Below are 23,829 nucleotides of genomic sequence, written 5' to 3' on the forward strand. Positions count from 1 at the left end.
AATCCGCCCATTCCGAAACACTTTGATCACGCTATCGCTGCCATGAGCCAATTGCCGAACGCCTCCGCCCCGTCGTCCCCCGCCTTGCCTGCGCTCGGCACGCCGCTGAGCGGGTCCGCGTTGCGGGTCATGCTGCTCGGTTCCGGGGAACTGGGCAAGGAAGTCGTTATCGCATTGCAGCGGCTGGGCGTCGAGGTCATCGCCGTCGATCGCTATCCGAATGCGCCGGCGCATCAGGTCGCGCATCGCTCGCACGTCATCGCGATGACGGACGGTGCCGCCCTGCGTGCCTTGGTCGAAGCCGAGCGTCCGCATCTGATCGTCCCGGAAATCGAGGCGATCGCGACCGATACGCTCGCTGAAATCGAGCGGGATGGCCTGGCGCGCGTCGTGCCGACCGCGCGCGCGACGCAATTGACGATGAATCGCGAAGGCATCCGCCGCCTGGCCGCCGAGGAACTGGCGCTGCCGACGTCGCCGTATGCTTTCGCCGATACCCGCGAAGCATTGGAAGCGGCGATCAATGCCGGCATCGGTTATCCCTGCGTAGTGAAGCCGGTGATGTCGTCGTCGGGCAAGGGACAGTCGGTCCTGCGCTCCGCCGCCGATCTGGACAGCGCCTGGCAATACGCGATGGCGGGTGGTCGCGTGGCGGGCACCCGCATCATCGTCGAGGGCTTCATCGATTTCGACTATGAAATCACGCAATTGACGGTGCGTGCGGTGGGTGCCTCGGGCGGTGTCGAAACCTTCTTCTGCGAGCCGATCGGACACCGCCAGGTGGATGGCGACTACGTCGAGTCCTGGCAGCCGCAGCCGATGAGCCCGGTGGCCTTGGCCAAGGCACGCGATCTGTCGCACAAGGTCACCGAGGCACTGGGCGGCTCTGGTCTGTTCGGGGTGGAAGCGTTCGTGAAGGGCGACGACGTCTGGTTCTCCGAAGTCAGCCCGCGCCCGCACGATACCGGTCTGGTCACGCTCTGCACGCAGCGCTACTCGGAATTCGATTTGCATGCACGGGCGATTCTGGGTCTGCCGGTGGATCCTTCGCTGCGCGAAGTGGGTGCGTCGGCGGTGATTTATGGCGGCATGGAAGCGGAAGGCATCGTCTACGACGGCTTGGTCGACGCCTTGAAGGTGCCGGGCGCGGACTTGCGTCTGTTCGGCAAGCCGGAAAGCTTCAAGAAGCGACGCATGGGCGTGGCCGTCGCCACCGGTGCGACTACCGACGAGGCGCGTGAGCGCGCCCGTGCGGCGGCGGCGTGCGTGAAACCCAGGCGCGCCGATTGATCGGCATCGGCGAATACCCGCGCTCGCAAGTATTTGAAAATGCCGGTGTTACAATAGCGGCATATCCCGCATGCCGACGGCATGCCCGCGCCCATCCGGCTGGATGGCGCGCAATTTCGATGATTTCAGGGCCGGCGCCGATCTTTTCTCGCTTCGACTGTGAAGCGTCTCCGATCCACCGCTGACCGCCCGATACCTATTTCCATGTCCGAGTCAGGAACCTTTCCGGCCCACGGCAACGGCGAATCTGCCGCGCCGTCCGAGGCCAGTCCCGCGAATGCCGTATCCACGACGTCCGCATCGAATACCCCGTCCGCCTTGCCCGAATTCTCCGCTTCCCCCACGCCGTCGGCCGCTTCGCCCGCGTCGCCACCGCCGCGCGATGACACTGCGTCCGTTGCTTCCGTTACGTCCGCCGACGCTGCGCCAGCCGCCGAGTCGGCCCCGACCCTCGAGACGCCCGTCGCCATCGTGCCTGCCGCTGTGCCGGACGATATGACATTCGCGACCTTCGGTCTGCACGCGAAGATCCTGAGGGCGGTGACCGAGCAAGGCTATACCAAGCCGACGCCGATTCAGGCGCGGGCGATTCCGGTCGTGCTGGCGGGCAGCGATCTGATGGGCGCGGCGCAGACCGGAACCGGCAAGACCGCCAGTTTCTCGCTGCCGATCATCGAACGGCTGATGCCGCATGCGAACAGCAGCACGTCGCCGGCACGGCATCCGGTGCGGGCCTTGATCCTGACGCCCACGCGTGAGTTGGCCGATCAGGTCGCCGACAACGTCGCGGCCTATGCCAAGCATACGGACCTGCGCAGTCTGGTCGTTTTCGGCGGCATCGACATGCAGGGGCAGGCTCAAGCGCTGCGCGGCGGCGTCGAGATTCTCGTCGCGACGCCAGGCCGACTGCTCGATCACGTGCAGCAGAAAAACGTCCAGTTGGGGCAAGTCCAGATGCTGGTGCTCGACGAGGCGGACCGGATGCTCGATATGGGCTTCCTGCCGGACTTGCAGCGCATCCTGAACCTGTTGCCGGCCGGCCGTCAGACGCTGCTGTTTTCGGCGACGTTCTCGAACGACATCAAGAAGCTCGCCGCCACCTATCTGACCGATCCGACGACGATCGAAGTCGCCCGAAACGCCACGGCGACGAATGTTCGTCAGATCCTGTTCGAAGTCGACGAAGCCGACAAGCCGCGGGCGGTGACGCAACTGATTCGCGAGCGCGATCTAAAGCAGGTCATCGTGTTCTGCAACAGCAAGCTAGGGGCGGGGCGCCTTGCGCGGACGCTCGAAGGCGACGGCATCATCGCCTCCGCCATTCACGGCGACAAGTCGCAGACGGAGCGGATGCAGGCGCTGGAGTCCTTCAAGAAGGGCACGCTGACGGCCTTGGTCGCGACCGATGTCGCCGCGCGCGGTCTCGATGTCACCGATCTCCCGGCCGTGATCAACTACGATCTGCCGTTCAACGCCGAAGATTATGTGCACCGTATCGGCCGGACCGGCCGTGCCGGAGCGTCGGGCGATGCCTTGTCGCTCTGCTCCGCGAAAGATCTGCGTCTGCTCGCAGATATCGAGCGGTTGATCGAGCGGCCGCTCGAACGCGCAGCGCTGACCTTGCCCGCACGACGCGAACGCGGTGAACGCAGTGAACGAAGCGAGCGTGACGGCGAGCGTCGCGGTGAACGGGATGCACGCCCTAGCGCGAGCCGCGACACGCCGCGTGATGGCGCCGACAGCCGCGCCCGTCGCGATGCCACGCCCGGCTATCCCAATCGCGGTATCTACGGCGATGCCGCTAGCCGTGGCGCGGATCGCCGCCCGCGTCGCTCGGCACCGATCGACGATATCTTCACCCGTCCGTACGAGCCCTCGGTCAAGCCGGCCGATTTCGAGAAATCGTCATCGTCGTCGGACGCGTCCGAGTCGAACAAGCGCGCGGCGGCAAAGCGTCCGCTGGCGGCCTTGCTCGGTGGCTTGGGCATGCCCCGCAAGCCTGACTGAGCGTCCATCGGGCAGCGGGCGCTGGCGGGATCCTTGCTGTCGGGCCGGCGGCCGCTGCCGCCAGGCTGTCGTTTTACCGCGGAACGGCAGGTGGGGCGCCCGCATCGACGAAGCGCTGCCGCCAGGCGGACAGCGCCTGCTGTAACAGCGCGGTTCGCGGCGCCGCTTTCCCCTCGATTTTCCCCTCTGCGACATCACGCGCTGCCGATCGCGTGCCGACCATTGCCGTTGGCCCGGCATGCGCGTCCAGCGCCGGAATCGTCGGCAACTGCATTCGGGTTTGCAGGTAACGCAAGGCATCGCGTAGCGCAGCGTCGATGCCGGCTGGGTCTCGCGGCAATGCCAGTGCGCCGGTTTGCTTGCTGAGCTTGTCGCCGTGGGCGTCGTTCAGGACGGGCACGTGCAGATAGCGCGGCGTTGGCAGGCCGAGGCACTGCTGCAGATAGATCTGCCGTGGCGTGGAGTCGAGCAGATCGGCGCCGCGCACGATATCGGTTACACCGGCCTCGGCGTCGTCGACGACGACCGCCAGTTGATAGGCCCACAGGCCGTCCCCGCGCAGCAAGGCAAAGTCGCCGACCTCGGACGACAGATCCTGCGAGACCGTGCCGTGAAAGCGATCGGTGAAACCGAATCGGGCAGCGGGACCGTCCGGGACGCGCAGGCGCCATGCGCGCGGTGCGCGCCCTTGTAGCCCGTCGCGACAGGTGCCGGGGTAGGCCAACGTCGCGTGGCGTCGATGTACCGACGATTGCGCCAAGGCCTCGGCGATTTCCCGGCGCGTGCAGCCGCATGGGTAGACCAAGCCGGCTTGCTGCAGTTGCGCGAATGCGGCTGCGTAAGCGGCATCGCGGTCACGCTGCCAGACGGGCGGCGCATCGGCGTGTAATCCGTATGCTGCCAGTGTCTCCAAAATGTCATGGTCGGCGCCCGGCACCGTGCGTGGCCGATCCACGTCCTCGATCCGTACCAGCCATATGCCGTCGTGCGCTTTCGCATCCAGCCAACTGGCCAGCGCGCTGATCAGGGAGCCGGCATGCAGGGGGCCGGTAGGAGAGGGCGCGAACCGTCCGCAATAGGCGGGTGCCGCGGCGCGGGGGCGATCCGCCGGCTTATTCGGCTCAGTCAAATCCCGGCTCCTCTGTTGCACCCATCGTCCGAGCGAGTCAGCGGCTGGCCGTGTTCGTCGTCGAGCCCGTGGCCGGTGCCGTTGCCGACGCGCTGGAACGCGAAGCGGTCGTCTCCGCATTGCCGGTCTGGGCGGCGTCGGGCCCGGCGGTAGGCTGCAGCGTCGGCGTCAGCGCCTCGCGTTCATCGAAGACGAAGCAGGCGCCGTTGTAATGGTCGCCGCCGACATGCTCGAAATAGCCCAGAATGCCGCCCTCGAGTTGATACACGTGCGAAATGCCGGTGTTGGCCATATGGATCGCAGCCTTCTCGCAGCGAATGCCTCCGGTGCAGAACGAGACCACGGTCTTGCCGTCAAAGGTCTGCCGATGGCTCTCCACCGCATCGGGGAAATCGCCGAATTTCTCCAGTCGCCAATCAATTGCGCCTTCAAATGTTCCGTGATCGATCTCGAAACCGTTGCGCGTATCGAGCAGCACCACCGGTCGGCCGTCGTCGTCCTGTCCCCGATCGAGCCAGGTGCGGAGCGTTTCCGGCGACACCGACGGCGCGCGTCCCGCTTCGGGGCGGATCGTCGGATGCCGCATCGTGATGATCTCGCGCTTCAGCTTGACCAGCATGCGTTTGAATGGCTGGTCGTCGGAGTGGCTAATCTTGACCGTCAGCGGCGCGAGCTTGCCCTCGAACAGGGGATCGTCGCGCAGATAGGCGAGCAGCGCGTCGGTCTGCGCCTGCTCGCCGGCGATGAAGAGATTGATTCCTTCCGGCGACAGCAGGATCGTCCCCCGCAGTTGCAAGGCGTCGCAGCGCTCGCGTAGCGGAGCACGCCACGCGGCAGGATCCGGGATGGAGACGAAAAGATAGCCGGCCAGATTGACGATACGCATCGGAGAGGAACAGAAATCAGGACTTAATCCGGCATTATCTCGCAACCGGGCCGCGCACGGGCGGGAATGGGCCGCCCGCAGACGTGGCGCGGCGCACTGGCGACGCATCGGCTGCCGCGGGGCAGGCGCGTCGTCCGCCCCGCGCGTCACCGCTTGTAACTGAAATTGTGTTCCCGGTTTTCCGTGGCAGGTACAATACGCGGTATGTCAGAACCACGCTTTATTCATCTCCGCCTCCATTCCGAATATTCGATCGCGGACGGTATCGTCCGCCTCGATGACGCGATTGCAGCCGCCGCGAAAGACGGCCAGGGCGCGCTCGCGCTCACGGATCTCAGCAACGCCTTTGGCCTTGTTCGCTTCTATAAAGCCGCGCGTGGCGCCGGCGTCAAGCCGATTGCCGGCGCCGACGTCTGGATCACGAATGCCGCCGACCGGGAGAAGCCGCACCGCCTGTTGCTGCTCGTCCGCAACCGCCAGGGTTATCTGAACCTGTGCGAATTGTTGTCGCGGGCTTCGTTGACGAATCAATACAAGGGGCGCGCCGAGGTCAAGGCCGAGTGGCTCGCCAACGGATTTGCCGAGGGCCTGCTGGCGCTGTCCGGCGCGCAGGGCGGTGATATCGGCATGGCGTTGGCTGCGGGCAACGCCGAGGCGGCGCGTCGCTGTGCGGCGCAGTGGCAGTCGATTTTCCCCGATGCCTTCTACATCGAACTGCAGCGCGCCGGACAGCCGGGCGAGCAGAGTTATATTGCCCAGGCAGTGGCACTGGCGGCGGGATTGGCGCTGCCGGTAGTCGCCACGCACCCGGTGCAGTTCATGACGCCGGACGACTTTACGGCGCACGAAGCCCGGGTCTGTATCTCCGAAGGCGATTTGCTGGCGAATCCGAAGCGCAGCAAGCGCTTCACGCAGACGCAGCATTTCCAGACCCAGGCCGATATGGCGGCGTTGTTCGCCGATCTGCCGTCTGCGCTGGAGAATTCGGTCGAGATCGCGAAGCGCTGCAATCTGGTGCTGGAACTCGGCAAGCCGAAGCTGCCCCTGTTTCCGACGCCCGACGGTGTGACGCTGGACGATTTCCTCGTCGCCGAATCTCGGGGCGGCTTGGAAAAGCGGTTGGCCTTCCTGTATCCCGACGAAACGAAGCGCGAAGCGGAGCGTGCCCGTTATGAGGCGCGGCTGGATTTCGAGGCCAACACCATCATCAAGATGGGGTTCCCCGGCTACTTCCTGATCGTTGCCGACTTTATCAACTGGGCCAAGACGAACGGTGTGCCGGTGGGCCCGGGTCGGGGGTCGGGCGCAGGCTCGCTGGTCGCCTATGCCTTGGGCATCACGGACCTCGATCCGCTCGAATACAACCTGCTGTTCGAGCGTTTCCTGAATCCGGAACGGGTATCGATGCCCGACTTCGATATCGACTTCTGCCAGGAAGGGCGCGATCGCGTCATTCAGTACGTCAAGCGCAAATACGGCGCCGATGCGGTGTCGCAGATCGCCACGTTCGGCACGATGGCCGCCAAGGCGGCGGTGCGCGATATCGGTCGCGTGCTCGACCTCGGTTATAACTTCACCGACAGCGTCGCCAAGCTGATCCCGTTCAAGCCGGGCAAGCACGTGACACTCGAAGATGCGATGAAGGAAGAGCCGCAGCTGGCCGAGCGCTACGAATCCGAAGAAGAAGTGCGGCAGTTGTTCGATCTCGCGCAGCGGGTCGAGGGCTTGACCCGTAACGTCGGCATGCACGCGGGCGGCGTATTGATCGCGCCCGGCAAGTTGACGGATTTCTGTCCGCTCTACACGCAGGGCGCTGGCGGCGACGCGGACGGCGAAAGCGGCGGCGTCGTGAGCCAGTACGACAAGGACGATGTCGAAGCGGTCGGGTTGGTCAAGTTCGACTTTCTCGGTCTGACCACACTGACGATCCTCGATTGGGCGGAACGCTATATTCGCCGACTCGACCCCTCGAAGGCCGATTGGTCGCTGGCGCAGGTTCCGCTGACGGACCCGGCCTCGTTTCATATCCTGAAAAAGGCGAATACCGTCGCCGTGTTCCAGCTGGAAAGTCGCGGCATGCAAGGCATGTTGAAAGACGCGCAGCCGGACCGCTTCGAAGACATCATCGCGCTGGTCGCCTTGTACCGACCGGGGCCGATGGACCTGATTCCGAGCTTCTGTGCACGGAAACACGGTCGCGAGAATGTCGATTACCCGGACCCGCGCGTCGAGACCGTGCTCAAGGAGACCTATGGGATCATGGTCTACCAGGAGCAGGTGATGCAGATGGCGCAGATCATCGGCGGCTACTCGCTGGGTGGCGCCGACTTGCTCCGTCGCGCGATGGGGAAGAAGAAAGCCGAGGAAATGGCCGAGCATCGCGCCTTGTTTGCCGAAGGTGCGGCGAAGAATGGGCTGACGACCGACAAGGCCGGCGAAATCTTCGACTTGATGGAAAAGTTCGCCGGGTACGGCTTCAACAAGTCGCACGCGGCGGCCTATGCCTTGCTCGCGTATTACACGGCTTGGCTGAAGGCGCACCATCCGGCCGAATTCATGGCGGCCAATATGAGCCTCGCGATGGACGACACCGACAAGGTGAAGATCCTGTACGAGGACTGCATCAGCGCCACGAACAATCTCAAGGTGCTGCCGCCCGACATCAATCTGTCCGCGTATCGTTTCGAGCCGGTGGCGGAACCGCCGGCAGCGAATGGCGCGCTGCAACGTTCGCGCACGATCCGCTATGGTCTCGGCGCGATCAAGGGCAGTGGGCAGAATGCGATCGAGGAGATCATTCGGGCGCGCGAGGAACGGCCCTTCGTGGACCTGTTCGACTTCTGCGAACGTATCGATCGACGCGTCGTCAATCGACGCACGGTGGAAACGCTGATCCGTTCCGGTGCCTTCGACGCGCTGCACGACAACCGCGCGCAGTTGCTGGCCTCCGTGCCCTTGGCGATGGAAGCCGCCGATCAGGCCGCCGCGAACGCCTTGCAGGTCGGCTTGTTCGATATGGGCGGCGAAGCGCCGCCGCATGACATGGTCAAGACGGCGCCGTGGAACGACAAGCGACGTTTGCAGGAAGAGAAGTCGTCCTTGGGCTTCTACCTGTCGGGCCATCTGTTCGATGCGTATAAGGTCGAGGCGAAACGCTTCATGCGTCAGACCATCGGTGAACTGACGGAAGGGCGCGACAAAGTGATCGCCGGCATTATCGTCAGCCTGCGTACGCAGATGACGCAGCGCGGCAAAATGGTGGTGGCCTTGCTCGACGACACGACCGGACAGTGCGAGATCACGATTTTCAACGAGCTATACGATGCGAATCGCGCGCTGCTGAAAGAGGACGAGTTGCTCGTCGTCAGCGGTAGCGCACGCAACGACGCGTTCACCGGCGGTCTGCGCTTCACCGCCGAGTCGCTGATGGATCTGGAGCGGGCGCGTAGTCGCTATGCGCGGTCGGTGCGTCTGTCGCTGCGCGGCGCAGACGCGCCCGTGGAAGACGCGCCGTCGAACGTGGCATCGACCGACAAGTCGGTGGGTGCGCAGAACGGCAAGTCCGACGCCCCGACGAACGGCAAAACGAAGGGCGCGCTGCCGGCGACGGCCGATATCGGGCGATTGAAGGATATTTTGATCGCCTATCGGGCGCCGGACATGATGGCCGAGTCGGGCGAGGCCGCATGGGCCGACGGTGGCGGTAATGGCGGTGGGGGTAGCGCGGGCGGCTTCCGCCAGGGCGGCGGCGGTTACGGTGGTAATGGTGGCGGCAATGGTGCGGGCCGGGGTGGTAACGGCGCCACGGGCGGACGGGGCCGTCAGCCGCGGGATGTGACGCCGGCGCGCACGGGATTGCGGGTTGAGATACGCTATACAAGCAGAGATGCTGCGACCGAGTTAGCCTTGGGGCACGCCTGGTGCGTGAAACCGAACGACGAATTGATGGCGGCATTGACGGCGGCATTTGGTCGAGATGCAGCGGAAATCTCCTATTGACCTCCTCTCTCGGAACCGCGAGGCAAGCATGAACATTGCAATCGCATGCAACGCTTTCAAGCAGAGCGGTGGCCTGGAGCGCTACGCGCTCGACCTCGTTCGCGGTCTGAATCGTGCAAACGTTCGGCCGATTGTCTTCGCGCGCAGCTTCGATGAGGGCTTGCTGAAGACGCACGACGTTACGCCGGTCCCGATCAATGTCAAATGGCTGCCAGGCAAATTGCGCGATCATTATTTCGCGCGTCGGGTCGCGGCGCTGCGTCAGCAATATCGTGTCGATTTATTGCTGGGCGTCAATCGGACCGATTGCGCCGAGATCGCGATTTGCGGCGGCACCCATCGGGGCTTCCTGCGTGCCTCCGAGCGGGAGGCGACGTGGAGCGATCGCCGTCAGATCACGTTGGAAGCGTCGCAGTATGCGCACGCGCAGATGGTCGTCGCGCACTCGCGCATGATGGCGAACGAGCTGCACGAGCTTTATCAGGTGCCGCAAGACAAGATCAACGTGTTGTACCCGCCGGTCGATCAAACCCATTTCAAAGCACTCGATCCCGCCGCTGCCTTAGGCGAGCGCCAGGCATGGCGCGCAAAGCACGGCATCGGCGAGGACAAAGTGGTTTTTCTGTTCCCGTCGAGCAGTCATCAGCGTAAAGGCTATGCGCGTCTCGCGGCGTTTTTTGCGAACACGCGCTTGCCGGTGGTGCTGGCCGTGGTGGGTCGCCCGATCCCCGATGCGTGCGAGGCGATTCGCTATCTCGGTTATGCCTCGGACATCGCCGAAGCCTATCGTGCCGCCGATGTGACGATCCTCGCATCGCGATACGAACCGTTCGGCCTGGTCGGCGTGGAATCCGTGCTTTGCGGAACGCCGGTCGTGCTGGATAGCCGCATTGCCTGTACCGAGGTACTCCCGCCCGCCGATTGCTATGTCTTCGATGGCGATCGCCCCGACGATCTGGCACGCGCGGTGGGTGAGGCGGCAGAGCGATGCCTCGCACGGCGCAACGCCGTGGGCGCGTGCGAGGCTGGCGTGCCTGCGGCGTTGACAGCGGGTTCGGACAATCTGCCGGTCGGCTATGACCCGAATATCGATCACCATGTTGCTGCGCTGTTGGCGTTGATCCGCCCGCGTCGGCATACACCGGTGGGCAAACATGACGACGCCACGGCGTTTCGGCCGCGCGCCACAGCCTAAGTAGCGCGTTAGCGCTGCTGCGGCGGCTGCCGCTGGCGAGTGGGCACGTTGTGTTTTGTGGCTAGTCAGCGGTCGTGTTCGATCGGTCTGGCGATAAGGTCGACGTGATTGACGCGCTCGTCGAGCTGGAGGCGCCGTCTTCGCGTCGTGTCGATGACGGTGCAACCAGCCGCTCACGCAGTCTCAGAAAACGATAGAAGACGGTTTGCGCATTCATGGCCGCGATCGATAATCCGGCGCCCCCATCGAGGAAGCCGCGCTTCAGCACAAAGGTACGGAAAAAGGCCCATACGGCACGCCACCAGGCCTTGGCGACGGTGGGGGGGCGTGCATGCGGCGCGCGTTCGAAACGCTGCCGTGCCCCTTCGGCCGCATATTGATCGATCTTTCGCAGCACCGTATCGACGTTGTCATAGCTGTAATGCAACAACTCGCCGTCCAGCGTCTGCACGGGCGTGTCGTACAGCAAACGTTCGTGGACACGGTCATCGGAGAAGCGCGCGGTACCGCGGCGGAAAACGCGCGGAATGATGTCGGGACGCCAGCCCGAATGCTGGATCCAATGGCCGCAGAACGATGAGACGCGGTCGAGGGCATAGACGACCTGATCCGTGCTCGCGCGCTGGCATTGGCGCACGAGCGACGCTGCCAGCGTTTCCGAGACGACTTCATCGGCGTCCAGAACCAGAATCCAATCCGTCTCCAACAGGGCGATCGCCCGATTTTTTTGCGGGCCGAACCCGGGCCAGTCGGCTGCGGTCACGACACGTGCGCCGCGCATCTCGGCAAGCGCGACGGTGCCGTCGGTGCTGCTTTGGTCGAGCAGGACGATCTCGTCCGCGAAACGCACCGCGTCGAGGCAGGCCGCGAGGTGCTGTGCGGCATTGCGGGTGATCAGGGCCACGCCGAGCGTGCTACGGGTGGTCGGCGTGCCGTTCGGCGTGGGCGAAATCGACGGTTTCTGCATCGCGGCCATCATCCCCCGGTGCGTCGGTCTGCGGCTGCGCGGACGCGCGAATCACGTTGCCGCGCGTCGATGTCCGGCAACGTGTCGGACGCGACCGATACGAGCGTGGCCGCACGCGCCAGTGCCAGCAACAGCGCGCTCATAAAGACAAAGAGGGCGGTATCCATCGAGATGATGAACATCGTTTCCGTCAAGCCGTAGACCAGATAGGACAGGGGGAGTGCCGTACCCATCGCGGCAAGGCAACGCGCTTCGCGCGTACGTGCTTCAAGCGTCCAGCGGAGACATTTTCCAAAGGGCACCAGATACAGACTGAGTAGTGCGATCCCGCCTAGGCTTCCTGTCGTCGCCAGTGCGAACAGCATATCGTTGTGGGAGTGCGGAAGGCCGAGCAGGACGGCGGGTATTTTCCCTTCGCCGATCAATGCGGCCAATGTCGGCATGAACTGGTCGTATCCCACGCCGACGAGCGGATGCTGCGCGAGCATCATCACCGATGCGCGCCACACCTCGAAGCGGATGCCGATGGGCGTATTGAAGTGGCCGCCCTGCAGAAAGACGGCAATATTGGAAAACGCTTCGGTCAAGCGGGGCCAGGCATGCCAGAGCCCGAGTGCCGCGCCCAGTACGATGAGGACGGGCAGCGCGCGGCGGGAGTGGGCGACGATGGGAGTATCGCTGCACGCCGCACCATTGCCTGGCGTGGCGCGCAATGCCAGCGCATACCATGACAGGGCGCCCAGGACGGGGATGGCGAGCCAGCCGCCGCGCGAGCCGCTGGCAACGGAGCCGCCGAGTGCCACGACGAAGGCGAGCACCTTCAGCAGCGTCTCGATTGCGGCCAGACGCGGACGTTGCGGGCCGGCCAGCGTCCAACCGAGCGTCATCAGCGTCAGAAAACCGAAGGTCAACGTGACGTCGCTGTATGGAATCGTATTGATCAAGCCGACTTCGGAGACCCGTGCCACGCCGAAGTTCACGTAGATTTCACGGGCGCCGCAGAACATCGACGCACCGATCAGCCCCCATTGCAGATGGCGCCCCCGCTGTACACCGATCCGGCAGGCACAGGCAATGCACGGTCCCAGCAGGGCGAAGCGGAGCGGCAGATCGAGGTTGCGCGGCACCCAGTGCACACGGGCGACCTCGTTGGCGAGCGCGGCCACGAAGGGCAGCCAGCCCAGTATGGCGATGCCGACCAGCGAGCCCCGCACCTGCGGCGGCATGCCGCGCCCCGTCAATGTCGGGAGGGAGAACAAGCCGATCAAGGCAAACAGGAACAACATGCCATTCGCGACGCCTTGCACGTTCAGGCTGGCGACGGGGTAAGCGCAGGCCAGCACCACGAGGCCGATCGACAGCCGGCGGCGCATCGTGCCTGTCGGACTCGCGATGCCCGGCTCATGCGCCGCGCGCCCCGTGTCGCCGCCTCGTCGGGCATCGGCGACATAGGTCGTATCGTGCGCCGACAAGGCACCGGTGGGGGGAACAGGCAAGGAGTACGGCGGCGTCGCGGGGGCTTCGGCGGTATCCGTGGACGTCGAGGGGGATGTTGTTTTCCGGATCATGCGGGAGTCTGTTTGGCACGCCAAGTGTAGCATGAGCGATATTGCCTCTTTGCCCTGTCCGCACGTACCGGCCGGGATTGCACCGCAGGGGGGGGCCTATATAATGGGCCTCCTTTCGTTCGGAGCAGACTTGCGGGTCGGCTCCCTGACAGACAGCCGATGACCACAAGCGCTCCTCCTCCCGCCGGCAGTACCACGGCCAAACCCATTGCGAACACTGCCGTGTTCCGGCGCCTGCGTGCCTACGTTCGGCCGCATCTGCTGGTGCTGATTGCCGCGGCCCTGGCGATGGGGCTGGTGGCGGCCAGTGAGGCCGGTATTCCCTGGCTTTTGAAACCGCTGGTCGATGACGGTTTCGGCTCGAACCCGCACGGTCTGCCGAAATGGGTCATCCCGGTCGCCGTCGTCGTCCTCGCGCTGCTCCGTGGCGCGGCACAATATGCGTCCGGCTATCTGTTGAATCGCATCAGCACGCAGATCCTGTTGAAGTTGCGACAGGAGATGTTCGAAAAGATGCTGCACGCGCGTGTTGCGTTTTTCCAACGCGAAACCGCGAGTACGATCATCAACGCGATCGTCTTCGAGGTGAACAACATTCTGAACACGCTCAGCGGCGTGATGGTCACGCTGGTGCGGGACTCGATGACGGTGCTGTGTTTGCTCGGCTTGCTGTTCTATCGCAACTGGCGGCTGACCTTGATCATCGCGGTGATCTTGCCGGTGATCGCCTGGCTGGTGCGGAAGATCAATCGCCGGCTGCGACGTTTGAACCGCGACTTCCAGACCCAGACGAACGAGTTGTCCTACGTCGTCGAGGAAACGGTGGGTGGCTATAAGGTCGTGAAGGTGCATAACGGCGAAGCGTACGAGATGAACCGCTTTCGCGACATGAGCAAGATCCTGCGCGGCTATGCGATGCGGATGGCGGTGACCGGTGGTCTGGCACAGCCCATCACGCAGTTCATCGCCTCGATTGCGCTGGCGGTCGTCCTGGCGATTGCGATGATTCAGTCGGCGCACGACCAGACGACGGTGGGCGGCTTCATTTCCTTCGTTACCGCGATGCTGTTGATCATTTCGCCGTTGAAGCATCTGACCGACGTCAATCAACCGCTGCAAAAGGGGATGACCGCGGCCGAGCTGATTTTCGGTCTGATCGACGAGCCGCCGGAAACGTCCGGTGGCGACAAGCCGTTGGATCGGTCGCGCGGCGCGGTGCGCTTCGACCATGTCGGCTTTCGCTACGGCGAGACGGGGCGTCCGGTACTGACGGACATCACGTTCGAGGCGCGGCCGGGCGAGATGATCGCACTGGTCGGCCCGTCCGGTAGTGGCAAGACGACGCTGGTGAATCTGCTGCCGCGTTTCTTCGATGTGACCGAAGGCACGATCCTGATCGATGGCGAGCCGACGTCGCAATACCGTCTGGCCGATCTGCGTAAGCAGATCGCCTTCGTCAGCCAGGATGTGGTGCTGTTCAACGACACGATCGCCGCGAATGTGGCCTATGGCCAGGCCATCGACTTGCCGCGTGTCGAGGCGGCATTGGCGGCGGCGAATCTGACCGATGCGGTGGCGATTCTCCCGGAAGGCTTGCAGACACGGGTCGGCGACAACGGCATGCGCCTGTCGGGCGGCCAACGCCAACGTCTGGCGATCGCGCGCGCCATCTACAAGGATGCGCCGATCCTGATTCTCGACGAGGCGACTTCGGCGCTCGACTCCGAGTCCGAACGGTATGTGCAGATCGCGCTCGAGAAGTTGATGCAGGGTCGTACGACCCTGGTCATCGCGCACCGGCTCTCGACGATCGAACGCGCCGATCGGATCCTGGTGATGGAAGCCGGGCGCCTGATCGAAGAAGGCACGCACGAGGCGCTGTTGCGCAAAGACGGTCTCTACGCCACGCTGCATCGTATCCAGTACGAGCGCGCCGGCGACGCTGCGCCGGCGTAATACCCGGTTGATCCGCCGACGCGACGTCGGCGGATCGTTCCTACGCGATCTGCCTGCCGGATGGCGAGCGCGGATGCATCGCTTCCCCATCGTGTTTCCCCTTGGTGCGCTTAGTCCGCACAGTATCTTTTTGCAGCTGTCCATTGCATTAATAATAAGGAATGCATATAAAAAAGATACTAGGCCGAATAGCCGACTTGGACGCGCCTTGCCTTTGTTTTATTGTTTCCTCAATGAGCGCGTGCCGTCACGGGATGCCAGATCGACTGGGAATATCGACCACATGGGAAGGGCAATGAATGGGTTTGATTTGTTCGTATCAGTCGCGGCAGTGTGGTGATCGGATACCGCCCAAGGGTTCGGTGTCCGAGCGCCCGCCTGTATCGGCTCTGCCCGTTGCGCCGTCGGCGATGACGGCGCCGATCGGCACCGAGGCATCGGGTCTGCGCGATGGCGGGGAGGGTGATGAGGGCGACGACGGCGATGCTAGCGCGGCGTGGCGGCAGGGTCGCGATCTGATGACGCTGGTCGAGTTGCATGGGCTGCAGCGGCGCGGTGCTTACCGTCGTCGGAAACGACACTACGGGATGTTCGGTCCGGGCTTTCTTCTGGCCGCTCAAGGAACCTTGTCGCGCGGCTTCGTCGAAGAAATGATGTCGACGCTAAATACGACTTTCGATTGTGAAGCATCGGTCCCGCTGGAAGCGCTGCAGTTTCAAAGCGGCGCTGCCGGCTGCATGCCCGGTGCGGCGACGGGAATGCGTGACGCGTTTGCTTACCTGCGCAACATGACGGTGAGCGACGACGAGATAGGCGCGCAAGGGGCGGACCCATTGGGGGCGGCAAACGCGTCCGATGACGACGATGTCGCGCACGAGACCGGGGCCGGCACGCAGGCCGTTACTGTCTCGATGGACGATCTGCGAGAAGCGGGTGACGCGGCGTTGACACACGAAACCGGCACGCTGCCCTCGGCCGATATGGCGCAGTCTTTTTTCACGACGGGCGCCGCAGACGCGGTAACCGGGGCTGGTGGATATTCAGCATCGACGATGTCGCCGGATCGGGAGGAGGGGGAGGCGCATAACGAGACGGATGCGCTAGCAGAGAACGCGGTCTTCCCTGATCTCGTCGATGGACTGTCATGGGAGGCGCTGACCGCATCGGCCGCGCCATGGGCGGACCCCGCCGATGGAGACACCGATGCGTCGGGGCCGACGCTGGACGACGACGCATGGGATCACCGTCGGTTCGCTAGCGCAAATGACGCGGGTATCGACTTTCACTATGACGGCGGGAGCAATGCGCCGTACTGCGACGTGGCCGCCGTCGCCGATCCGCTCCTGGATACGCGGCGCATCGTTTCCCTGGTATGCCAAAGCGACTCGCCTGCCGCATTCGAAGCGGCGACGGCGGCGATGCCGTCGATGCGGTGTGATTTGCGTGCGCGCTATCGTCTGACACGCGCACTTCTTTTCGATATCGTGGCCTACGCGGCGGCGCATTATCGGGTTCAGGACCCGCCCCATCCATCGCGCCTCGCGGTGGATCTGGAGCGTGCCGTGGAGGCCGTATCGGAAAGTCTCAATCACGCTAGTACGCCAGCGCCTTTTGTCGTGGGAACAACGACAATGCCGCCGGACGATGCGGCGGCGGCGGGGGTATCGGCCGTGCCCGATGAGACGCAAACGCACACGACGCGGCGCGCGAGTGGGAAGCAGGGCAAGGCCGCCGTGTGCGAGCGGGTCGCCCAGCGTGTGAGCCTGGATCGTGCGCTGCAGCGCGCCACGCTCGACGCGATCCGAACAGAAATACAGCGCGGGGTCGCGTTCCTCAACGAGGCACTCGCCGATCTCCGCGCCGAGGCGTGGCGGACACAGCCGGGGGAGTCCGGCGCAACGCGCTTGTCTTTTGCCCACCTGGCCGAGGCGTCGCGTGCGGCGTTCCGTCAGGCAAACGTGGGGGCGCGAGGCGACACCGACGTGAGATTGCCGGAGGCGTCAGGCTGGACCGAGGCGGCCTTCACCTGGCTCAGCGCCGACGCCGCCGACGACGGGGACAGCCAACGGTGCGCCGCAATGTCTCGGCGGCGAGAATTGCCACATCGTCTTGCGGCCACCTTGTTGATTATGCGCTTCGACATGGTGCATGGCCTGGGCGTCAATGACGACGATTTTATGACCCGACTATTGACCGATATGACGGTCGGTGAGGCGGAACCGGGGTGGGGGCGTTTCGACCGCTTGCCAACGCTCGGCGCGCTCTATCGCTACGTGGTGCGCTTGACCGAACGGTACGAAAACGAGCAGCAGGCCATGCGCTCCTTGATTTTCATGCCGATGAAATACTATCGGAACGCCTGCTTCCAGCAACGGTCGGGGCAGCTGCCGACCGCCAATGTCACCTTGCCTGCGACGTGGGCCGCTCGTATTCGCAGCGACGCCTACCGACAATGCTTCATGAGTACCGATGCCGCGTCACGAGAGCGTTATCACCGACAGTTCGCTCGTTATCGTGAACGCTATGCCGATCGCCATGCACGCTATATCGCCGAGACGCTGCTGAGCAATCAGGGGATCGATCCGCTGATCTGGCGCAGTCGGGGTCAGGTCTACGACGTGGCATATCTGACGCGACGGAAAAAATTCGCGTTGATGTTCGATCACCTCCACAACCAGGAGCAGCGATGGCAAGCGCACGTCATTTTCCTGGAGCTGTCCGAACCGATGGTCGTCTGTGCCATGACCGATCGATCGGACATGCTGACGTTGTCGAATTTGGCGAAGGACGGGGAATGCCAGCAGCAGCTGGATGCGCTGACGCATCCGCAGCAGCTTGCGCTACCGATGTGGTTGGGATTGGCATCGCAGCATGGGCGATTCGAATCGAGTTGGCTCACCCGCGCGGCCGAAACCGGATGGTTCGACCAGCATCGCATCGTCGTCACGCTGCGCACCACGACAGTGCCGCGCCGTGATGGGACCGAGAGAGTCGTCGCCGTTCGTTCGACGATCTACGATGAGACGGTAGGCGATGCGGCAAACGCGTTGCGTCAATACGTCGATGCATTCGAAGAGGGCCACTATGCGCCCGGTACCGCCGAATGGCTTGTGAATTGGCTGCCTTTCTATGGGGCGATCGAGAAGGAGCGCGGGAAGGATGGCTATCGGGTGGATTGGGGCCAGATGGCGATTGATACGGCCGAGATCGTGATGGTCCTGACGATGTTCGGACTTCCCGTGAAGTTGCTCGGGCGGGCAGCGCTGCGGGCGGGTCGTGCCGCGATTCGCGCCGCGCGGAAGTCGCGACTGTTGCCGCTGACTCGGGCGTTTCGGGTATTACGCGGCGTGCTGCCTTATCTACATGGCGCGCCGCGCGCGGTGCGGCCCTTGAGTGTGCGATTGAGACGGGGGCTGCGGCGGCACGGCGCGGATGCCTGGCGCTCGATGCGTCGCTTCCATTGGAATCGGACCGCATCGTGGCGGCTCGCGGACCGGGCGCGCGCGGCGGCGCCGGCTGTCGAAGTCGAGGCGGCGAGTCTTTCCGATCGCGCCTTTCTCGCGCGCGTTGCCGCGGCGTTCGACCAGGACCTCGGCATGCGCGCGATGATGCGTGCACCCGAAGGCATGTGTTATGACGCCGCCTTGTTGGGACGCGAGTTGTTGGGGCCGATGGTCGACGCCGTCGCGTATCGGGGCATACTGATCTGGCGAAGAGGCGTGGTTCAGCCGGCGAATCATGTCGTGCTGACCGTTCGGCGCGGCATCGAAACCTATGTGCTGGATCCCACGGCGGCCCAGTTCAGACGGTTTGGGGCTGGCCTTGAGAGTCCGCTATACCTGCCCGAAATGCAATGGCGCGCGGTATATCGGCAGGGCTTCTACGATGAGGTCGTCAAGTTCGAGGACTTCCGGACACTGGCGCAGACGGAACGTGTGTTCGGCGTGGTGCCGCATGCGGTCGAGGATGCGATGCCCTCGACGACGACGTTGGTGGCGCCGGCCTGGTATCGCGCCGCGCGCTGACAGCCCGGCGCAGCGATGGCGATCACGGCAGCACGATGTCGTAGTGTTTTAAATGAATTTTATTGACGTTCATCTCCAGTCGCCGATTTCGCAAAAAGCGCATAATGGCTGGTATATTTCTCAGGAACTTGGTTGATTCTCAGTGATCCTCGTATAGGCAAAATTATGCTGTTTAGGAAGCTACACGGGTAGCTAGAAATCTGTCCGAGCCAGGAATTTTGAAAACAGATGGGGCGGGAGAAGCTAGGCTTTTGATCGATTTGCAGCTACAGAAGTGGGTTAAGGGCTGGGGTTTCCGTCGCCAAGTTGAACGGTGATGGGCTGACGTTTTCATATCTGCCACCGGCACAGCAGCATGGGTGTTTCGTTATAGATTCAACGGGCACCGACAGGAGGTGACGCTCGGCCGGTATCTCGATCCGCTTGCTTTAGAAAAAGTCAAAGGAGGCGTAACGCAACGAGCACTTGTGCGGACCATTCGCCTGTATAGCGCCCGGGGCGCTCGCTTTGTTCACGTTCACCGCAGCAGTGCGCTCGATGCACGAAGCAGTATGGGCGCTTTGCACAATGAACCCCAGTGTCCAGAAATTCATCATGATAAACGCGTGGGACAATGACCCGACCTTCGCTGTGTTCAACGGAAAGCGGAACTGCGAGGAAGACGCGGTTGACGACTTCGACATCCGTATCGCACCGATTCTTCGAGGTGCAAAGAGCCGCAGCTTATCCCGAACCATATTAGGCGTCGCGTTCGTTACCTCACTGACATTCCACTATGGCGCTGCAAAATTGGCTACTTAGGGCGTACGGATCATGGTCTCGGGCGATACGATGGCGGCCGCCAGCGTCTTTCAAATCATCAGCCGGCAGACACGGACCAATATCGGAAGCATCGGACATCACCAGAGAATCGTATTACTTCGGCGGAGCCATTAAAAGCGCATTGCGAGGCGATCCTACGCCGCATGCGCATCGGCTCCAAAGATATCAGGTCCTGTATCTGCGTGGTGGGTCAATCGTAAAGTAACGCTGATGGCGCAGTGATGCTGGTGTCCAACTAAACACGACTCTAGAAAAGCTTTCGGTTAATATCCGATGCCATATTCATACCACCTCGATGATCACTTCCAGTCTTAGGGAGAGTAAAGGTGTATCGGTGATCATCTTGGAAGCAGATCTTTATATGTTTTCCTTCATCCGATATTGAAAAACCCATATTAATTAATTCTGCCTTTGTTTTTGCATCCATATTTCTATAATTACGGAATACCGACTTTATTTTTTCTTTGTATGTCTCGGAAACATTCAGTTTTGCATTTGATTTAATTATTGCATTAAGTATGTGTTTTCGTCGACTATCTTCTACCACCGAATTCGATGATAACTCGAGGGCGTCAATAACGACGTCGCGAATTTCCCCTTCAAAAAAATCTTGTTCCGTATTCGTGTTTAGATTTAGTCCCGACTGCATGGGGGCGCGGGCTTCTAGAATTCGAACTTCATTTTGAAGTCGCGCAATTTCACGTTCAGCATCATTCAGTTGATCGTTTTTTGCCTCCATCTCTAGGTCAAAGTTTTCAATGTATTCAGCGACAACGCTTGAGCCTGATGCCCTTAATTGTTCTAACTTTTCTCGTGAAATTAATTCTTGAACGGATGGCCATGTCGAGCGAAATTTAGGTCGTCGATTGGCTAATGCCCCGCGTACCTCTTCGTAAATAGCTTTTTCTAGGAGCTTGATTGTCTGGTGCTGACGGTGTGAGAAAATGCTTCGGCGCCCATCTGAACCAGGCCAATATATTCCAATATTTCCGCCAAAAACATTTTCTTCATTCACCTCATGCATTAATCTCAACGAAAAAGCTCGATTTGGCTCTAGGACTACATGTGCCATTCCCGACAGTTTTTGCGCGAGTTGTGCAACATCGACTGCCTGTTCGCCAACAAATGGCGCACTTATATAAACGATCGGAAGGTGAGCATGAGCTCTCCCAGTAATACACTGGGCCGCAAATTGAACTTCAGAATTCGTAAGCGCTGTAGCTTTATCGGAAACCGTTAGGCTACCGTCCTTGCCTGGCTTGAGCCTGTTGAGAATCAATCGGACAAGGAAAGGTTTCTTGGCCGCTGGCAATCGAGTGGCCGCGCCGTGCGATTCACACGAAACTCTAATACTTATCCATGGGCTATATCCATCATCAAAATATACGACAGTCGACACCCACTCGAGACCGCTCGCCATTACTGTGTGCCTAATTGCCGCCGCGTTGCCAGTCGAAGGGCGTAGAAAATCGATCCGCTGTTCTGACGTCTGTATAGTTCCCTCCGAGAGGTTCCCCAAGGAGGCCAGTTCGGATGACTGGAAAGACGTGTGCGGCGAGCCGGCTACCCAAGCGACTATTGCGGAGAAGAAATGATCGATTGTAACGGAGCGATCAAGCGGAACTTCGGTGGCAAATGAGATCATGGCTGACAATAGATCAACGGGTAGCGAGATGAGTTGCTACAGTCGTTAAATGAGCAATTATCTTATCAGTTATTGAAATAAAGTATAAAAATATTCACAGCAGCACGATGTCGTACAGCTCCTGATTCAGATGCGTTCCCACCCGCAGCGAGATCGGTTTCTGAATTTCTTCTTCGAGCAGTGCCAGATGTTGCGCTTCCTCGTCCAGCAACATATCGACGACCACTTGCGAGGCGAAGATGCGGAATTCCTTCGGATTGAACTGACGTGCCTCGCGCATCACTTCACGCATGATTTCATAACACAGGGTGCGAGACGTCTTGATCTGGCCTTTGCCGGTACAGATCGGGCAGGTTTCGCAGAGAATGTGCGCTAGCGATTCGCGCGTGCGCTTGCGCGTCATCTCGACCAGGCCGAGTTGCGAGAATTGACTGACCGTCACCCGCGTACGATCCCGCGACAGCGAGCGGTTCAATTCCGCGAGCACGGAGGTGCGATGCTCGACGTTTTCCATATCGATGAAGTCGATGATGATGATGCCGCCCAGGTTGCGCAACCGGAGCTGGCGCGCAATCATATGCGTCGCTTCGAGATTGGTCTTGAAGATCGTTTCGTCGAAGTTGCGCGCGCCGACATAGCCGCCCGTGTTGACGTCGATCGTCGTCATCGCTTCGGTCTGATCGATCATCAGATAGCCGCCGGATTTGAGATCGACGCGTCGTGACAAGGCTTTCTGGATTTCGGCCTCGACGTTATACAACTCGAACAGCGGCCGCTCGCCCGTGTACTGATGCAGCAGCGGTGCCACCGCCGGCGTGAATTCCGTCGCGAACCCCATCAGTCGCGTATGCGACTCGGCGCTATCGACCTGGATGCGGCTGGTCTGCTCGGTGACGAAGTCGCGCAATACCCGCTGCGACAGGTCGAGGTCGCTGTACAGCACCGATGCGGGCGGCACGCGCAATGCCTGCTCGGCGATCGTGGCCCAGGTCTTACGCAGATAGGTCACATCGCTTGCGAGTGCGTCGCTGCTGGCATCCTCGGCCATGGTGCGGACGATATAGCCGCCTTTCTCGTCGCCCGGCAGTACCGAAAGCAATCGCTTGCGCACCGCTTCGCGCTCCGCCTCGCTGCCGATTTTCTGCGACACGCCGATATGCGGTTCCTGAGGCAGATAGACAAGGTTACGCCCGGCGATGCTGATCTGCGTCGACAGGCGGGCCCCCTTGGTGCCGATCGGATCCTTGATGACCTGCACCATCAAAGTCTGCCCTTCGAAGACGATCTTCTCGATGGGCTGCTGGTTGTGGTGTCCGGGATGACCGTCCACGCGCGCCTGCCAGATATCGGCGACGTGCAGGAAGGCCGCGCGCTCCAGACCGATATCGATGAAGGCCGACTGCATGCCGGGGAGCACCCGGACGACCTTGCCGAGAAAGATATTCCCCACGCGACCGCGTGACACGCTGCGTTCGATATGCAGTTCCTGAACCGCGCCTTGTTGTACCAGGGCGATCCGCGTTTCCTGCGGTGTCACATTGATGAGGATTTCTTCGTTCATTGGCTCGAATCGCGATGGGACAATGCCACATCGTAAGCCATCGGCGCGGCATCGCGCAAAAGAGATGCCGTTTCGAAAAGCGGCAGCCCCATTACGCCCGAGTAACTGCCGTCGAGATGCGCGATAAACGCGGCGGCCCGGCCCTGAATCCCATAGCTCCCGGCCTTGCCGAAGGGCTCACCCGAGGCGATATAGCGCGCGATGTCACCCTCGTCGAGCGTACGAAACGTCACGACCGATGTCGACAGCACGCAGCGGATATCCAAAGGCGCATTCGCCGACGCGGAAGACGAAACGGCGGGCGTGGCGGATGCAGACGCGGACGCAAAAGCTAGCGACGTCGCGGTCGACGCCGCGCCGCGCGCCGTGACCGGCACGACGGCGACAGCCGTCAGGACCGCGTGCTGGCGGCCGGAGAGCCGCGACAGCATCCGTGCGGCATCGTCGGCGTTGGCCGGCTTGCCCAGGATGGCGCCGTCGAGTGAAATCGTCGTGTCCGCGCACAGGATGGCCGCGCCGGGCAAGCCGCGATGCGCCAGCCGGGCGGCCGCGGCGACGGCCTTGGCTCGGACCACGCGCAGCACGTAGTCGCGTGCGTGCTCATTCGGTTGTGCTATCTCTAGCGCCTCGGCGTCTTCATCGGCATCGGCAAGCAATAGCCGATACGACAAGCCGAGTTGTTCGAGCAATTGGCCACGCCGGGGGCTTTGCGATGCGAGGTAAAGGAAAGGCGGGTCGGCGGAGAAAGAGGGCGTCGAAGTCATCGTCTGGGCGGCGCC

12 protein-coding genes and 1 pseudogene are annotated in these 23,829 nt (G+C 62.2%); 6 read left to right on the forward strand and 7 right to left on the reverse strand.

What is annotated here, in order from left to right:
• Window positions 1-42 precede the first annotated feature (42 nt).
• Complete coding sequence (purT, locus tag ABEG21_RS06165) at window positions 43-1,290, forward strand: formate-dependent phosphoribosylglycinamide formyltransferase (protein ID WP_347556351.1); 1,248 nt, start codon at window positions 43-45, stop codon at window positions 1,288-1,290.
• Between the two features lie 495 nt (window positions 1,291-1,785).
• Window positions 1,786-3,297: a DEAD/DEAH box helicase gene (locus ABEG21_RS06170; protein WP_347556654.1), complete on the forward strand. Its 1,512-nt coding sequence runs from the start codon at window positions 1,786-1,788 to the stop codon at window positions 3,295-3,297.
• A gap of 283 nt (window positions 3,298-3,580) precedes the next feature.
• On the opposite strand, the pseudogene gluQRS reads toward ABEG21_RS06170, so the two are convergent.
• Window positions 3,581-4,426: pseudogene (gene gluQRS, locus ABEG21_RS06175) on the reverse strand (tRNA glutamyl-Q(34) synthetase GluQRS); the annotation flags it as partial.
• A gap of 37 nt (window positions 4,427-4,463) precedes the next feature.
• Complete coding sequence (locus tag ABEG21_RS06180) at window positions 4,464-5,312, reverse strand: sulfurtransferase (protein WP_347556352.1); 849 nt, start codon at window positions 5,310-5,312, stop codon at window positions 4,464-4,466.
• 195 nt (window positions 5,313-5,507) lie between these two features.
• Between ABEG21_RS06180 and dnaE the strand changes: the two genes are divergently transcribed.
• Both dnaE and ABEG21_RS06190 read left to right on the forward strand, forming a co-directional pair.
• Entirely contained in the window at window positions 5,508-9,311 is a 3,804-nt protein-coding gene (gene dnaE / locus ABEG21_RS06185) for a DNA polymerase III subunit alpha (protein ID WP_347556655.1), read from the forward strand.
• 28 nt (window positions 9,312-9,339) lie between these two features.
• Entirely contained in the window at window positions 9,340-10,506 is a 1,167-nt protein-coding gene (locus tag ABEG21_RS06190; RefSeq protein WP_347556353.1) for a glycosyltransferase family 4 protein, read from the forward strand.
• Window positions 10,507-10,567: 61 nt separating this feature from the next.
• On the opposite strand, the gene ABEG21_RS06195 is transcribed toward ABEG21_RS06190, so the two are convergent.
• Together ABEG21_RS06195 and ABEG21_RS06200 are read right to left on the reverse strand one after the other, a co-directional pair.
• On the reverse strand, window positions 10,568-11,473 hold the full coding sequence (locus ABEG21_RS06195) for a glycosyltransferase family 2 protein (protein ID WP_347556354.1): 906 nt from the start codon (window positions 11,471-11,473) through the stop codon (window positions 10,568-10,570).
• An 8-nt stretch (window positions 11,474-11,481) separates the two neighbouring features.
• Window positions 11,482-13,041 (reverse strand): O-antigen ligase family protein, encoded by a 1,560-nt coding sequence (locus ABEG21_RS06200; protein WP_347556355.1) that lies wholly within the window; start codon window positions 13,039-13,041, stop codon window positions 11,482-11,484.
• 159 nt (window positions 13,042-13,200) lie between these two features.
• Here ABEG21_RS06200 and msbA point away from each other — a divergent pair, with 159 nt between their 5' ends.
• Both msbA and ABEG21_RS06210 read left to right on the forward strand, forming a co-directional pair.
• Window positions 13,201-14,997 carry a lipid A export permease/ATP-binding protein MsbA gene (msbA, locus tag ABEG21_RS06205; RefSeq protein WP_347556356.1) on the forward strand — a complete coding sequence of 599 codons (1,797 nt, stop codon included), beginning with the start codon at window positions 13,201-13,203 and terminating at the stop codon, window positions 14,995-14,997.
• 362 nt (window positions 14,998-15,359) lie between these two features.
• Window positions 15,360-19,022, forward strand: a complete 3,663-nt coding sequence (locus ABEG21_RS06210; protein WP_347556357.1) for a hypothetical protein — start codon at window positions 15,360-15,362, stop codon at window positions 19,020-19,022.
• 1,069 nt (window positions 19,023-20,091) lie between these two features.
• Here the strand turns inward: ABEG21_RS06210 and ABEG21_RS06215 are convergent.
• The 3 genes from ABEG21_RS06215 to ABEG21_RS06225 all read right to left on the reverse strand — a co-directional run bounded on the left by ABEG21_RS06215 (window position 20,092) and on the right by ABEG21_RS06225 (window position 23,814).
• Entirely contained in the window at window positions 20,092-21,264 is a 1,173-nt protein-coding gene (locus tag ABEG21_RS06215; RefSeq protein WP_347556358.1) for a hypothetical protein, read from the reverse strand.
• A 319-nt stretch (window positions 21,265-21,583) separates the two neighbouring features.
• Complete coding sequence (gene rng, locus ABEG21_RS06220; protein WP_347556359.1) at window positions 21,584-23,050, reverse strand: ribonuclease G; 1,467 nt, start codon at window positions 23,048-23,050, stop codon at window positions 21,584-21,586.
• The gene (locus ABEG21_RS06225; RefSeq protein WP_347556360.1) at window positions 23,047-23,814 is read right to left on the reverse strand and encodes a Maf family protein; all 768 of its coding nucleotides are present in this window, start codon (window positions 23,812-23,814) and stop codon (window positions 23,047-23,049) included. The genes rng and ABEG21_RS06225 overlap by 4 nt, the downstream gene beginning before the upstream one ends.
• Window positions 23,815-23,829 lie beyond the last annotated feature (15 nt).

The sequence above is a fragment of the Robbsia sp. KACC 23696 genome (assembly GCF_039852015.1).
Lineage (GTDB): Bacteria > Pseudomonadota > Gammaproteobacteria > Burkholderiales > Burkholderiaceae > Robbsia.

What these genes read in the sequence shown, in the direction of transcription:
- purT (WP_347556351.1), top strand. Translation starts at nt 43, where the DNA reads ATGAGCCAATTGCCGAACGCCTCCGCCCCGTCGTCCCCCGCCTTGCCT.
- ABEG21_RS06170 (WP_347556654.1), top strand. Translation starts at nt 1,786, where the DNA reads ATGACATTCGCGACCTTCGGTCTGCACGCGAAGATCCTGAGGGCGGTG.
- ABEG21_RS06180 (WP_347556352.1), bottom strand. Translation starts at nt 5,312, where the DNA reads ATGCGTATCGTCAATCTGGCCGGCTATCTTTTCGTCTCCATCCCGGAT.
- ABEG21_RS06190 (WP_347556353.1), top strand. Translation starts at nt 9,340, where the DNA reads ATGAACATTGCAATCGCATGCAACGCTTTCAAGCAGAGCGGTGGCCTG.
- ABEG21_RS06195 (WP_347556354.1), bottom strand. Translation starts at nt 11,473, where the DNA reads ATGCAGAAACCGTCGATTTCGCCCACGCCGAACGGCACGCCGACCACC.
- ABEG21_RS06200 (WP_347556355.1), bottom strand. Translation starts at nt 13,041, where the DNA reads ATGATCCGGAAAACAACATCCCCCTCGACGTCCACGGATACCGCCGAA.
- msbA (WP_347556356.1), top strand. Translation starts at nt 13,201, where the DNA reads ATGACCACAAGCGCTCCTCCTCCCGCCGGCAGTACCACGGCCAAACCC.
- ABEG21_RS06215 (WP_347556358.1), bottom strand. Translation starts at nt 21,264, where the DNA reads ATGGCGAGCGGTCTCGAGTGGGTGTCGACTGTCGTATATTTTGATGAT.
- rng (WP_347556359.1), bottom strand. Translation starts at nt 23,050, where the DNA reads ATGAACGAAGAAATCCTCATCAATGTGACACCGCAGGAAACGCGGATC.
- ABEG21_RS06225 (WP_347556360.1), bottom strand. Translation starts at nt 23,814, where the DNA reads ATGACTTCGACGCCCTCTTTCTCCGCCGACCCGCCTTTCCTTTACCTC.